This window comes from Nocardioides immobilis (assembly GCF_003515065.1).
Lineage (GTDB): Bacteria > Actinomycetota > Actinomycetes > Propionibacteriales > Nocardioidaceae > Nocardioides > Nocardioides immobilis.
Window position 1 is genome coordinate 36,384 of the sequence record NZ_QXGH01000010.1, and the last position, 13,289, is coordinate 49,672.

Consider the following 13,289-nt stretch of genomic DNA (forward strand, 5'->3'; position numbering starts at 1 on the left):
ATGACGTCCTCCCGCGCCACCCATGCGCGCCACCACACCCAGATCCTCGGGGCCATCGGCCTCGCGGTGATCGTGGCGGTCTCGGCCTTCCTGATCGCGACCTATCAGCGAGCCTTCGCCGACGTCGTCAACGTCACGGTCGAGACCGACCGCGGCGGCCTGCTGCTCGACACCGGCGCCCGAGTGCGGATGTCCGGCGTCGCGGTCGGCGAGGTTCGGAGCACCGAGCTGACCGACGACGGTCGGGTGAGGGTCTCCGTGGCGATCGAGGCGGACAAGGCCGACAGCGTGCCTGCCGACGTCGTCGCCAGCATCCGCGCGACGACGGTGTTCGGTGCCAAGTTCGTCGACCTCCGCATCCCGGAGGGCGGGTCGGCCGCTGACGCGATCGGCGACGGCGAGGTGATCGAGGCGAGCGAGGTGACGGTCGAGGTCAACGACGTCTTCGCCCACGGGCTCGACGTGCTCAAGGCGGTGCAACCGGCCAAGCTCAACTCGACCCTGACCGCGGCCTCGACCGCACTCGACGGGCGCGGGGATCGCTTCGGCCAGTTCTTCACCGACTGGGACCGCTACCTGGGGGCGCTCGAGCCGCACCTGGGGGCGCTGGAGACCGACCTGGCGGCGGCGCCCGGGGTGCTGGACACCTACGCGGACGTGGCACCCCAGCTCATCGACACCGGGGACAACTTCGCCACCACGAGTGAGACCCTCACCGCGCGGCAGGATCAGCTCCACGCCCTGCTCGGTGGCACGGTGGAGGCCGCCGATGCCGCGGCGGCGTTGCTGCTGGCGCTGGAGCAGCCGTTGCTCGCGTTCAACGAGCAGTGGCTCCCGGTGAGCGGTCTCGGCGCGGAGTACGCGCCGGCCGTGGGATGCATCATCGAGTCGCTCAACAAGCACATCCACATCTTCGACAAGTTCTTCGGCAACCCGGCAGAGGACGAGCACTACTTCTACGCGATGACCGGGTTCCTGCCGTCGGCGGAGCCCTACACGCTGGCCGAGAACCGGCCGAAGCTCGTGACCGGGGTCGGGCCCGCGTGCTACCGGGAGGCGACGGCCGCGGACCCGACGGTCCCGCACATCGACTTCGACGACGGCACCGCCGGCACCTACTCAGAAGCGAGCACCGGCAGCCCGGCGGGCCCGGCGGACGACCCGCTCCAGGTCTACACCGACCTGGTCGGGGACTGGTTCGGCACTGATGTGCTCTCCGCGCTGCTGCCGGCACTCCAGGGGGCCGAGCAGTGAGGATCAACAAGGGACCGCTGGTCAAGGTGCTCGCGTTCGTGGTGTCGATGGGCTTGATGATCGCGATGGTCGGCATCGTGTTCGGCCGGGTACGGATCCAGCCGAGCACCGAGTTCGAAGCCGTCTTCACCGACGCCTCCGGCCTCACGGTCGGAAGCGACGTGCGCGGCAACGGTGTGGCCATCGGCAGTGTCAAGTCGATCGCCCTGGGTGAGGACCGGCACGCTGTCGTCCGCTTCAGCGTCGCCGATGACGTCACGCTGACGGAGGCGACGCAGGCCCGGATCCGGTATGCGAACCTGACCGGTGACCGGTACCTCGACCTGATGCCGGGCAACGACGCCAACGCAGAGGCGAAGGCAGCGGTGCTCGCGGAGGGCGACCGGATCCCCCTGACGCAGACCCGCCCGGCGCTCGACCTCGACCAGTTCTTCCAGGGCTTCGACCCGCTCATGCGGGCCCTCGACGCCGAGGAGGTCAACGAGCTCGCGACCAACGTGCTCAACGTGACCCAGGGCCAGGCCGGCGCCGTCGAGGCGATGCTGGCGAACGTCGGCTCGTTCACCTCCCGGCTCGCGGACCGGGACCGGATCATCGGGCGCACGATCACCCACCTCTCCGAGGCGCTGAGCGTGCTCGATGGTCACCACCAGGACCTCGACGACCTCGTGGTCGGTATGGCCGACCTGATGGACGGCCTCGCCGAGGACCGCGAGGCGATCGGTAGCTCGCTGGCCTCGATCAACGTGGCTGCGGCCGACACCGCGGATCTGCTCGCGCGGATCCGGCCCGGCGTCAAGGCCAACATCGACCAGATGGGTGAGCTCGCGCGGGCGATCAACCTCAACGAGACCGAGATCCGGGAGGTCCTGGACACCTACCCCTCGTTCGCCCGGAAGCTCGGCCGGCTGGGGGCCTACGGCTCCTTCTTCAACTTCTACCTGTGCGGGGTCAAGCTCAAGATGGATCTGCCCGGTGAGGACCTGGACGTCTACACCCCGTGGACGATCGACGACAAGGGCCGATGCGGCGGGGTGCAGCGCTGATGGCCACCACCAAGCCCACCCCGAAGACCGGCCCGAAGACCGGCCGTCGTACGCGGCGGCCGCAGCGCAAGGCGTTCAGCGAGATGGACCTGGGGAGGATCGGGCTCGTCGGGCTGGTCCTGACCGCCCTGTTGCTCGCCGGTGCCCTGAACATCGGCAAGCTCCTGGAGCTCGTGGGGAACGCGAGCTACACCGCGGATCTCTCGGAGGCCGGTGGTCTTCGCTCCGGTGACGAGGTGCGGGTCGCGGGCATCAAGGTGGGCAAGGTCAACGGAGTCGAGCTGAAGGGCGACCACGTCGAGGTGACGTTCGGCCTCGAGGACCTCGAGCTCGGTGACGAGACCCTGGTCATCGTCAAGAGCGACAACGCGCTCGGCAGCAAGTTCCTGTCGGTCGAGCCGGCGGGAGAGGGCGACGTGCACGAGATCCCGCGCGAGCGCACCGACGCCGGGTTCGCGGTCAACGAGGAGCTCGGGGAGCTGACGACCGCGACCTCGGAGATCGACGAGGACGGGCTGGCGAAGGCGTTCGAGTCGGTGAGCGAGGTGCTGGCCGCGACCCCGGAGGAGTTCCGCAGCGCCCTGGAGGGGGTCGGCGCCCTCTCCAACACGCTCAGCAGCCGCGACGCCGAGCTGCAGACGCTGCTGAAGCGGGCGAGCAGCGTGTCGACGATCCTGGCCGACCGGAACAAGGACATCACCCAGATCATGAGCGACGGCAGCCTGCTGTTCGAGGAGCTCACGCAGCGCCGCGTCATCCTCGGCGACCTGCTGCGCAACGTCCAGCGGGCGGCCCGGCAGCTGACCGGTCTCGCGCGGGACAACGAGCTCTCGCTCAAGCCGGCGCTGACCGAGCTCAGAGACACCGCGGAGCTCCTGACCGACTACCGCGACACCTTGCAGCTGGCGCTGAAGAGCACCGGCGGCTACATCCGGTCGCTCGGGGAGTCGGTGGCCAGCGGTCCGTTCTTCCAGGCCTACGTGGCCAACATCGGGTCCCCCGAGGACCTGTTCACCGGCGGCCTGGCCGGTCTGCTCGAAGGGGAGGGGGCGTTCTGATGCGTGAGCACCTGCGCAAGTACAGCAAGGCCATCAAGGTCGGGGTCGCGGTCGCCGTCGTCCTTGCCTGCGGCGCGTTCGCCCTCGCCGATCCCGGATCGATGCGGGTGACGGTCTACTTCGCCCAGTTCAAGGGGATCTACGTCGGCGACGACGTCACCGCCCTCGGAGTGCCCATCGGCACCGTGCAGTCGGTCGAGCCCGAGGCCGACCGGGTCAAGGTGGTCATCGAGATCGACTCCGACCACCCCGTGCCCTCCGACGTCCGCGCCGCGGTCGTCGCGCCGTCCCTGGTCTCGGTCCGCTCCATCGTGCTCGGGCCCATCGGCACCATCGACTCGGGCGAGTCCCCGCTCCAGGACGGGGCCACGATCCCGGTGTCGCGAACCGCGATCCCGGTCGAGTGGGACGACATCAAGGACCAGCTGGTCGAGCTCTCCACCGCCCTCGGTCCCACCGGCGCCAACAAGGACGGGGCGACCAGCGACCTCATCTCCGCAACGGCCGGGTTCCTCGAAGGCAACGGCGCGAGCCTCAACAGCACCATCGCGGACGTCTCGGAGGCGATGAGCACGCTGGCCGACAACAGTGGCGACCTGTTCGCGACGGTGCGGAACCTCCAGGTCTTCGTGACCGCGATCAAGGGCAGCGACGCCCAGGTCCGGCTGTTCAACCAGCGGCTCGCCCAGGTCGCCTCCATCCTGCACAGCGACCGGTTCGCCCTCGAGGGCGCACTGACCGGTCTGCACCAGGCCTTCGAGGAGGTCAATGCGTTCGTGCGGAACAACAGGGACCTCACCGTCAGCACCCTGCGAGAGCTCCGAACGACCACCTCGATGCTGGCCGGCAACCGCCAGCAGATCGCCGACATCCTCCAGGCGGCGCCCATCGGGCTCTCGAACTTCTACCGGATCCTCGACCCGCGCGGCAGCACGGGCACGCTCATCACCGGCGCGCTCGCGGCCAACAACCTCCAAGCGCCGGCGCAGATCATCTGCGGGGCCCTGCTCGCGGCCGGCGGGGACCGGTCGGCGTGCCAGGAGGCGCTCGGCCCGCTGTTGAAGTACTTCGCGATGAACGGCCCCCCGGTCGGGATCGGCGGCTTCACCAACAACGACGCCGGCGACGGCGGGGTCGCCGATCCCGGCGACGGCAACACCCTCGACGGCACCACCAGGACGCCCTCGACCGACGACGCCGACCTGCTGGACGGGCTCGACCAGCTCCTGGGAGGGCAACGATGAAGACGATCGCCACCGTGCGCACCGTGCGCACCGGGTTCGTCGCGGTGCTCCTCGCGCTGACGTTGTCCGGCTGCAGCTGGACCGGGCTGAACTCCATCGCGCTGCCGTTCACCAAGGGTGGGGGCGATGATCGCATCGAGATCACCGTGGAGATGGAGAACGCGGCGAACCTGGTGCCCAACTCCGAGGTCAAGTACGGCGAGGTCACGATCGGCTCGGTCCGCAAGATCGAGCTCGACGACTGGGTCGCGACCCTCACCGTCGGCCTCGAGGGAGACGTCCTGGTGCCCTCCGACGTCACCGCCAGCATCGCCCAGAAGAGCCTGCTCGGCGCGGAGTACCTCGAGCTCAAGGACCCCGCCAACCGTCCGGCAGCCTGGGACGCGGACTACCTGGAGTCCGGCGACGAGATCGGCCTCGACCGCACCTCTCGCTACCCCGAGACCGAAGAGGTCCTCACCGCGGCCTCGCTGCTCCTCAACGGCGGCGGCCTCCCGCAGCTGCAGACCATCTCCCACGAGCTCAACGCAGCGTTCGGCGGCCGCGGGAAGGACATCCGCTCCTTCATGACGACCGTGAGCCGGTTCACCTCCCGGCTCGACCGCCAGCGCGACAACATCGCCGCCACCCTCACCCAGCTGGACCGCATCTCACGCACCGTGGTGTCGGACAAGACCAAGGTCGGACGGCTCCTCGAAGAGCTCCCGCGCGGGTTCCGGACCATCAGCCAGGAGCGTCGCCAGCTGGTCCGCACCCTGCAGTCGCTCGACGACTTCGGTCACGTCGCGCACCGGGTCGTGAGCGGCACCAAGCGGGACTTCCAGGCGAACCTGGACAACCTGGCCGTCATCACCCGCGAGCTCGCCGACCACGGCGACACCCTCGCCGACAGCCTCGACGGCCTGACCTACCCGTTCAACACCCGTGCCGCCGACAACGTCATCTACGGCGACTACATGAACCTGATCTCCGAGATCGAGGTCAGCCCGGGCAACCTCACCGACCACTGGCTCGGCGGAACGCCGCTGGACGGGCTCTTCCCGGCCGTCCTCGAAGGATCACCAACCGGCCCTGCTGTCGATGCCGACGACCCGCTGTCCACCGACCCCTTGGACGGGCTCCTCGACGGCGTCGACGGGCTCCTCGGCGGCCGCGACCCCGGCCGTGAAGGTGGTCGTGACGGGGGTCGTGACCGGTCACCCGGCAACGAGAACCAGGACGAGCCCGCGGCCGATGACAACGGCGGCCTCTCAGGTCTCCTGAACCCGCTCCTGGGAGGCAACTGATGCTGTCCAAGGTCACCAAGGCCAAACTGATGGTCTTCGTCGCGATCACCGCCGTCACGCTGATCATCACCGCGCTCTACTACGTCCGGCTGCCCCAGCAGGTCGGGATCGGCCGCTACGACCTCACCGTCGAGCTGACCAACGCCGGCGGGCTCTACCCCCAAGCCATGGTCACCTACCGCGGGGTCGAGGTCGGCAAGGTCACCGACGTCGAACTCGCCGACGACGGCAACGTGGTCGCCCACCTCCAGGTCGACGACGGCACACAGCTGCCGGCCAACTCGACGGTCGAGGTGCGCAGCGCATCGGTCATCGGCGAGCAGTACGTCAACTTCCTCCCGCCCGCAGACCCGTCCACCGAGCACCTCCAAGACGGGGCCAACATCCCGGCCGACCGCACCGTGCTGCCGACCACGACCAACAGCCTGCTCACCTCGGTCGACGACCTCCTCGCCTCGATCCCACGCCAGGACCTCCGCACCGTGGTCGCCGAGCTCGACGCAGCCCTCGACGGCGTGGGCGACGACCTCGGCCGGTTCATCGACGCGAGCAGCGCCTTCCACGTCGCCGCCGCCGAGAACCTCCCGCAGACCCTCCAGCTGATCGACGACTCCACCACCGTTCTCGGCACGCAGCAAGAGCTCGACCCGGCGATCCGCTCCTACGCCTCCACTCTCGACTCCTTCACCGGCCAGCTCGAGGCCAACGACGACGACCTCCGCGGGCTGATCGAGGCCGGCGCGCCCTTCATGGAGGCGATGGGCGGATTCGCCGTCGACCTCACCGGCGTCGCGCCCGGGCTGGTCGCCGAGCTTGCCGAGGTCGGCGAGGTCCTGCGCGTCTACCGCGACGGGGTCGAGCACCTGCTGATCGTGCTGCCCGCGGTCACCACGTCGGTGAACGCCGCCATCCCGGTCTCGCGCCGGAGCGGAACCAGGTCGGCGGCCAACCTGTGGTTCAAGGCCGGCCTCGACCCGCCGACCTGCACCGAGGGCTTCGAGGACGCGGACAAGATGCGCAACCCCGACGACCTCTCGCCCGCCGACCCGCCGAACAACTCGTGGTGCAAGGTCGCTCCCGACGACATCAGAGCACCTCGCGGCGCACGCAACCACCCCTGCCCCAACGGAGGCACCGGCGCCACAGCAGCGCTTTGCGGCCTGCACTTCGACCAGACCTCGGCACTCGACGGCACCGGTCGGTCGGCGTACGAGGCCGGCGACGAGCCGGCTCCGACCGGCTCGGTCGAGCTGGGCCTGACCTCCTACCTCCTCGCCGGCGAACCACCCGGCGCCACGACCTGGCAAGAACTCGTTCGAGGACTGGTGAAGAAATGAAGCCCAACATCAAGCTCCCCAAGCTGTCCGGGCTCGACTCGCGCACGGCGCTGTTCGTCGTCACGTTGGCCGCGGTCGCCGCGATCGTCTGGCAGGGCATGGTCTGGTACCAGGACCGACAAGACGACGATCGGCGCGACGAGGCCGTGGCAGTCGCCCGGGACCAGGTGCTCGACCTGACCACCCTGGACTCCGAGACCATCGACGACAAGCTCGAGGCGATGGGCAAACGGCTCAGCGGCGACTTCAAGCGGCAGTTCGACGGGTTCGCCGACACCTTCGCCGACGTGGTGAACGAGGACAAGATCCGCGCCACCGGTGAGGTCAAGTCCGTGGCCGTCGACCAGTACGACGGTGAGACGGCCGTCGTACTCGTCGCCACCTCGGCCGAGGTCGCCCACGGCAAGAGCGACAAGACGACCGCGAAGAACTACCGGGTCCGGGTCGAGCTGGACCGCAACGGCGACCGCTGGCTCATCACCGGAATGGAGTTCGTCGCATGAGCAACCCAACACAGACCCTCGAGAACACCGTCCACAACACTGGCGAGAACACCGTCGATAACACCGAGTCGAAGCCCGGGCGGCGCGCCGTCAGGGTCACCCGGCCGACCCCCTCGCTGACTCTCAGCAGGAGGATCCCCGGCGGCTGGCGGCCGTGGCTGGTGCCCCTGGTCCTGTTCGCCGTCGCGGCCTTCCTGTTTGCTGCCAACGCGCGCCATGACTCCAACGAGGACGGCGGCGAGCAGGCCCGCAAGGACGTGGTCGCCCACGTCGAGCAGCTCCTGAGCTACGACTACCGCGACATCGAGGACGACCTGGCCCGCGAGCGCGACTGGCTGACCGGCTCCTTCGCCGACGACTACACGTCCCTGGTGACCGACGAGATCGCCCCCGCGGCCAAGAAGGTCAAGGTCGTCACCGACGCCCGCGTCTCCGCCAGCGGCGTGGTCTCCGCCGAGCACGACGAGGTCGAGCTGCTGCTCTTCGTCAACGTGACCACGCGGAGCTCCGAGCTCGCCCAGCCGCGGGTCTCGGGCAGCCGCCTCGCCGTCACCGCCAAGTACGTCGACGGCGAGTGGCGCATCAGCGCCCTCGAACCCGTCTGACCGGACCGGCGCCGCCGGCCCACCCCACCCATCTCGAGAGGAACCCCGATGACCGTCTTCACGTCGTCCGACGACATGTACGCCGTCTTCACCCCGTTCATGCAGTCCTTGACGACCGACCCGGTCGTCGGGAAGAAGTTCGTCTCGGCGAACACCTCGTTCAAGGTCGCGCACGAGGACCCCGACGGGGTCTTCCTGCTGGACGCGACCGTCGACCCGCCGGTCCTCTACGTGGGCGAGGACGCCGAGGGCCGCACCGCCGAGGTCGACCTGACCATGTCGGCGGAGGACGGCCACAAGTTCTGGATGGGCCAGCTCAACCTCCCGGTCGCCCTCGCGCGCCGCAAGATCAAGGTGTCCGGCGGCGTCGCCAAGCTCATGGGGCTGGTGCCTGCGCTCCAGCCGGCCTACGAGCTCTACCGCAGCCACCTGGTCTCGATCGGGCGCGAGTCCTGATCCCCGTCCGATTCGGGTGTCAGCGTGCATTGACACCCTTTTGAGACACCCAGTATCTTTATGAGACACACGGGCTAGAAAATACTTTGAGGTAGCTGCTGATGACCACCACCGCCGTTCCGGAGCTCCGGATCTTCGACTACGACACCTACGCCGAGGGTGACCCGACGACGTTCGGGCTGCCGCTGGAGCAGTACCGCCACCTCCGTGACGAGGAGCCGTGCTACCTCCAGGAGTTCGATGACCCGATGCTCATCGATCGGGCCTGGGTGGTCAGCCGCAACGAGGACATCTGGGAGGTCGACCGCAACACCGAGCTGTATGCGGCCGACCGCGGCTACGTCAACATCTGGCAGGTCGTCCCGATCGACCCGAAGAACGGCGGCATGCCGGCCATGCTGACGACCGACGGCGAGCGCCACCGGAGCCAGCGCCAGGTCCTCGCCAAGGGATTCACGCCGGGCTACGTCCGCAAGCTCGAGGGCAAGTTCCGCCAGTACGCCAAGGACGTCGTCGACGACGCCCTGGAGAAGGGCACGTTCAACTTCGTGCACACCATCGCGCACAACATGCCGATGGAGGCGCTGGGTGACGTCCTCGGCGTGCCCCAGGAGGACCGGGTCAAGTTCTTCGGTTGGGTGGACAAGTTCGCCGCGCCGTTCGATACCCGGATCACTGCGTCCTTCGACGAGGTGATGGAGGCCATCGGCAACCTGATGGTCTACTCCGAGGAGCTCGCCGAGCTCAAGCGGGCGAATCCGGCCGACGACGTCATGACGCGCCTGGTGGCCTCTGGCGAGGGTGGCGACCCGCTCATGTCGCCCGAGGAGATCGTGGGCAACGTCGCGCTCCTCGCCAGCGGCGCCGCCGAGAGCACGCGCACCGCGATGTCGCACGGGATGCACGAGCTGATGCGCAACGAGAAGGCGATGGCCTGGATGCGTGCGCACCAGAACAACCTGCCGCCGACGGTGATCCAGGAGATGGTGCGGATTGCCTCCCCCTTCACCCACCTGGTCCGCACTGCGACGCGGGACCACGAGCTGCACGGCAAGCAGGTCAAGGAAGGCGACATCGTCGCCATGCTGTTCGCCGCGGGCAACTTCGACGAGCGGGTGTTCGACCGGCCGGAGGAGTTCCAGCCGGACCGCATCGAGAACCCGCACGTGAGCTTCGGCCGCGGCCCGCACAAGTGCCTCGGCCAGCACGTGGCGGCGCTCGAGATGAAGATCCTGTTCGAGGAGCTCTTCCAGCGCACCTCGAACATCGAGCCAGCTGGCCCCATCAGCTACGTGCGTGATGCCTACTCGCGCGGCGTCTACGAGCTGCCCGTCACCGTCACCCCTCGGTGACGGGACCCATCAACCCAGCGCAAGCGGAAACCTGCAGGAGCACGCCATGAAGATCACCGTCGACACGAACCTATGCGAGGTCCACGGCGACTGTGTCGTCGCTGCCCCCGACATCTTCGACATCGGGGAGGACGACGAGGTCGTCCAGGTCCTCGACGCCGAGCCGGGGGAGGAGCACCGGGCGACCGTCGCGCAGGCGGCGAAGATGTGCCCGGTCGCCGCGATCACGATCGAGGGTTGAGACCGTGCGTGACGTCGTCGTGGTCGGCGGGGGGCTGGCCGGCTTCCGCTTCGTGCAGACGCTGCGGGAGGCCGGCTACGACGGTGCGGTGACGGTGGTCGCCGACGAGGAGCACCTGCCCTACGACCGGCCACCGCTGTCCAAGCAGTTGCTGGCCGGAACGTTCACCGAGGCGCAGTGCGCGCTGCCGGGGGAGGCACCTGACGTGACCTGGCGGCTGGGTCGCCGAGCAGTGCGGCTGGACCGCGAGCGTCGGGCCGTCGTCCTCGACGACGGCTCCGTGGTCGCCTACGACGGGCTGCTGATCGCGACCGGACGTCGCGCGCGGCAGTGGGAGGGCGCGGTTCCGGCGGCCGGTGTCCACACGCTGAGGGGCCTGGCGGACACCGCCGCGTTCCGCGCGGACATCGGCCCCGGCGCGCGCGTGGTCATCATCGGGGCCGGCTTCATCGGCTGCGAGGTCGCCGCCACCCTCCGCAAGGAGGACGTCGACGTCACCATCGTCGACGTCGCCGAGCACCCGATGCCGGTCATGGGGCCGGAGATCGGCAGCCGGGCCGCGCGGATCCACGAGTCGGAGGGAGTCCGCTTCCGGCTCGGGCGCGGTGTGGAAGCCATCGAAGGCGACGGCCGGGTCACCGGCGTCCGCCTCACTGACGGCGAACTGCTCGAGGCGACGGTCGTCCTGGTCGCCGTCGGCTCCACCCCGAACTCCGAGTGGTTCGCCGACGCCGGCCTGGCGATGGACCGCGGGGTCGTCCTGTGCGACGCCGCCTGCGCGGTGCTCGACGACCAGGGCGCCGTCGTACCGGAGATCTTCGCGGCCGGTGACATCGCGGCGTGGCCACACCGGCACGCCGACGGCGCCGCGTGCATCGAGCACTGGTCCAACGCCCGGGACATGGCCGACCTCGCTGCCCGCAACCTGCTGCTGCCCGTGGGCGAGCGCGCCCCGTTGGCGTCCGTCCCGACCTTCTGGTCCGACCAGTACAACGTGAAGATCAAGTCGGCCGGGTTCCTGCGGGCGGTCGACACCTGGACCATCGTCGAGGAGGACCCGGACAGGCCGTCCCTGCTGGCGGAGGGCCACCGCAACGGGGAGCTCGTCGGGGCCGTCGCCTTCAACATGAACCGCAGCATCATCGGCTACCAGCGCTCGCTGGCCGCCCTCGCTCCAGCCTGACCTGCCTCTCACACCCGTCCTTGCGTCGGCTGACGCCGCGCCACGTGCCGTACCGGAAAGTTGGATCCTGACCATGCCCAAGCGACCGACCTACAGCAATGAAGCCGACTACGTGGTGGTGGGGTCTGGCAGCTCCGGTGCTGTCGTCGCCAGCCGCTTGGCCCAGTCGGGCGCGAGCGTGATCATGCTGGAGGCCGGCAGGTCCGACGACAGGGGAGTGCACGGCTACTTCACGCGGAAGCCCGGCATGGTGGCGCCCATGCACTTCGAGGAGCGCCTCGAGAAGGCGTTCGACTGGGGTTACAGGTCCACGCCTCAGGTTGGTGCAGGCGGCCGCGAGATGCTGGTGACGCGCGGCAAGGTCATGGGCGGCTCGAGCTCGGTCAACGGAATGGTCTACGTGCGCGGCAACCGCGCGAACTTCGACTCCTGGGCCGCCGAGGGCAACGCCGGCTGGTCGGCCGACGAGGTCAACACCGCCTACAAGCGGTCCGAGGACTTCGAGGACGGCGAGAACGCCTACCGCGGTGCTGGTGGGCCGATCAAGGTCTCGCGGAGCCGGATCGTCCAGGAGGGCACGCACCAGTTCATCCAGGCCACCTCCGAGGCCCTGGGCGTCAAGATCAACGACGACTACAACGGGGCGGAGCAGGAAGGCATCTCCGTCCTGCAGGAGAACGTGAGAGATGGCATTCGCTACTCCTCCACGCGCGGCTACGTCCACGACCTCGCCCCCCGAACCCTCGAGGTCCAGACGGAGGTGCTCGCCACCAAGATCGTCCTCGAGGGAAACCGCGCCGTGGGCGTGGAGGTCATCGACCAGGGTCGCGGCGGCGGTCGCCGGACCATCCGGGCCGGCAAGGAGGTCATCGTCTCCGGCGGCTTCGTCAACAGTCCGCAGCTGCTCATGCTCTCGGGCATCGGCCCGGCCGATCACCTCGCCAGCCTCGGCATCGCCTGCGTCGCGGACCTGCCGGTAGGCGACAACCTGCACGACCACCTCTTCCACCCGCTGTCGTTCCACCTCTCGACCATCACGCACAAGTCGACGCCCGGGTTCTTCCTCAAGGGCATGGCCAAGAACCTCGTCGGCCAGGACACCTTCCTCAACCACTCGATCTTCGAGTCGGTCGGCTTCGTCCGCAGCTCGCTGGCGACGGACGTGCCGGACATCCAGCTGCACGCGATTCCGTGGAGCTACCCCGACCCCGGTGCCGGCTATCACGGCAAGCAGAAGCCCGACCCGCGCCCCTCCCTGGGCGTCTTCTCCACGCTGATCTATCCCAAGAGCCGCGGCACTCTACGGCTGGCCTCGGCCGACCCGACGGTCGCTCCGGTCATCGACTACGGCTACCTCAACGAGCCCGACGACCTCAAGGTCCTGGCCGAGGGCACCGAGATGGCTCGGGCGATCATGGCCAGCTCGGCGTTCGGGTCGTCGGTGAAGGGGGAGATCTACCCCGGAACCGAGGTGCGCAAGGACAATCCGGAGGAGATCCGGCGGCGTGCCGTGTCGGTCATGCACGCGGTCGGCACCTGCCGGATGGGCGTCGATGAACGAGCCGTGGTCGGTCCCGATCTCAAGGTCCGCGGCATCGAGGGCCTGCGCGTGGCTGACGCCTCGATCATGCCGAGCATCACCGGCGGCAACACCAACGCTCCGTGCTACATGATCGGTGAGCGGGCGTCGGACCTCATCCTGGGCCGCGCCTGATCCATCCGAG

Annotated in this window: 13 protein-coding genes; all 13 read left to right on the plus strand. The window is 68.9% G+C overall.

Annotated elements, in window-relative coordinates; all coding sequences use genetic code 11:
• The 13 genes from D0Z08_RS03860 (at position 1) to D0Z08_RS03920 (ending at position 13,279) form a co-directional block, all read left to right on the plus strand.
• The gene (locus tag D0Z08_RS03860; protein WP_118922873.1) at positions 1-1,254 is read left to right on the plus strand and encodes an MCE family protein; all 1,254 of its coding nucleotides are present in this window, start codon (positions 1-3) and stop codon (positions 1,252-1,254) included.
• Positions 1,251-2,300 (plus strand): MCE family protein, encoded by a 1,050-nt coding sequence (locus D0Z08_RS03865; RefSeq protein WP_118922875.1) that lies wholly within the window; start codon positions 1,251-1,253, stop codon positions 2,298-2,300. The genes D0Z08_RS03860 and D0Z08_RS03865 overlap by 4 nt, the downstream gene beginning before the upstream one ends.
• Positions 2,300-3,358 (plus strand): MCE family protein, encoded by a 1,059-nt coding sequence (locus D0Z08_RS03870; RefSeq protein ID WP_182481139.1) that lies wholly within the window; start codon positions 2,300-2,302, stop codon positions 3,356-3,358. Before D0Z08_RS03865 ends, D0Z08_RS03870 begins: the two co-directional genes overlap by 1 nt.
• A complete protein-coding gene (locus D0Z08_RS03875; protein WP_118922879.1) occupies positions 3,358-4,602 on the plus strand; it encodes an MCE family protein in 1,245 nt (414 codons plus the stop codon). The genes D0Z08_RS03870 and D0Z08_RS03875 overlap by 1 nt, the downstream gene beginning before the upstream one ends.
• Positions 4,599-5,888, plus strand: a complete 1,290-nt coding sequence (locus D0Z08_RS03880) for an MCE family protein (RefSeq protein ID WP_118922881.1) — start codon at positions 4,599-4,601, stop codon at positions 5,886-5,888. Before D0Z08_RS03875 ends, D0Z08_RS03880 begins: the two co-directional genes overlap by 4 nt.
• The gene (locus D0Z08_RS03885) at positions 5,888-7,225 is read left to right on the plus strand and encodes an MCE family protein (RefSeq protein ID WP_118922883.1); all 1,338 of its coding nucleotides are present in this window, start codon (positions 5,888-5,890) and stop codon (positions 7,223-7,225) included. Before D0Z08_RS03880 ends, D0Z08_RS03885 begins: the two co-directional genes overlap by 1 nt.
• Positions 7,222-7,728 carry a hypothetical protein gene (locus D0Z08_RS03890; RefSeq protein ID WP_118922884.1) on the plus strand — a complete coding sequence of 169 codons (507 nt, stop codon included), beginning with the start codon at positions 7,222-7,224 and terminating at the stop codon, positions 7,726-7,728. The genes D0Z08_RS03885 and D0Z08_RS03890 overlap by 4 nt, the downstream gene beginning before the upstream one ends.
• On the plus strand, positions 7,725-8,333 hold the full coding sequence (locus tag D0Z08_RS03895; RefSeq protein WP_118922886.1) for a hypothetical protein: 609 nt from the start codon (positions 7,725-7,727) through the stop codon (positions 8,331-8,333). The genes D0Z08_RS03890 and D0Z08_RS03895 overlap by 4 nt, the downstream gene beginning before the upstream one ends.
• 48 nt (positions 8,334-8,381) lie before the next feature.
• Positions 8,382-8,789, plus strand: coding sequence for an SCP2 sterol-binding domain-containing protein (locus tag D0Z08_RS03900; protein ID WP_118922888.1), 408 nt, complete (start codon positions 8,382-8,384; stop codon positions 8,787-8,789).
• Positions 8,790-8,890: 101 nt separating this feature from the next.
• Positions 8,891-10,141: a cytochrome P450 gene (locus tag D0Z08_RS03905; protein WP_118922890.1), complete on the plus strand. Its 1,251-nt coding sequence runs from the start codon at positions 8,891-8,893 to the stop codon at positions 10,139-10,141.
• 46 nt (positions 10,142-10,187) lie between these two features.
• Entirely contained in the window at positions 10,188-10,382 is a 195-nt protein-coding gene (locus D0Z08_RS03910; RefSeq protein WP_118922892.1) for a ferredoxin, read from the plus strand.
• Between the two features lie 4 nt (positions 10,383-10,386).
• Positions 10,387-11,565, plus strand: a complete 1,179-nt coding sequence (locus tag D0Z08_RS03915; RefSeq protein WP_118922894.1) for an NAD(P)/FAD-dependent oxidoreductase — start codon at positions 10,387-10,389, stop codon at positions 11,563-11,565.
• Positions 11,566-11,638: 73 nt separating this feature from the next.
• The gene (locus D0Z08_RS03920) at positions 11,639-13,279 is read left to right on the plus strand and encodes a GMC family oxidoreductase (RefSeq protein WP_118922896.1); all 1,641 of its coding nucleotides are present in this window, start codon (positions 11,639-11,641) and stop codon (positions 13,277-13,279) included.
• Positions 13,280-13,289 lie beyond the last annotated feature (10 nt).

Coding starts and splice junctions, on each gene's coding strand:
- D0Z08_RS03920 (WP_118922896.1), top strand. CDS start 11,639: ATGCCCAAGCGACCGACCTACAGCAATGAAGCCGACTACGTGGTGGTG.
- D0Z08_RS03910 (WP_118922892.1), top strand. CDS start 10,188: ATGAAGATCACCGTCGACACGAACCTATGCGAGGTCCACGGCGACTGT.
- D0Z08_RS03885 (WP_118922883.1), top strand. CDS start 5,888: ATGCTGTCCAAGGTCACCAAGGCCAAACTGATGGTCTTCGTCGCGATC.
- D0Z08_RS03890 (WP_118922884.1), top strand. CDS start 7,222: ATGAAGCCCAACATCAAGCTCCCCAAGCTGTCCGGGCTCGACTCGCGC.
- D0Z08_RS03870 (WP_182481139.1), top strand. CDS start 2,300: ATGGCCACCACCAAGCCCACCCCGAAGACCGGCCCGAAGACCGGCCGT.
- D0Z08_RS03880 (WP_118922881.1), top strand. CDS start 4,599: ATGAAGACGATCGCCACCGTGCGCACCGTGCGCACCGGGTTCGTCGCG.
- D0Z08_RS03900 (WP_118922888.1), top strand. CDS start 8,382: ATGACCGTCTTCACGTCGTCCGACGACATGTACGCCGTCTTCACCCCG.
- D0Z08_RS03905 (WP_118922890.1), top strand. CDS start 8,891: ATGACCACCACCGCCGTTCCGGAGCTCCGGATCTTCGACTACGACACC.
- D0Z08_RS03875 (WP_118922879.1), top strand. CDS start 3,358: ATGCGTGAGCACCTGCGCAAGTACAGCAAGGCCATCAAGGTCGGGGTC.
- D0Z08_RS03860 (WP_118922873.1), top strand. CDS start 1: ATGACGTCCTCCCGCGCCACCCATGCGCGCCACCACACCCAGATCCTC.
- D0Z08_RS03895 (WP_118922886.1), top strand. CDS start 7,725: ATGAGCAACCCAACACAGACCCTCGAGAACACCGTCCACAACACTGGC.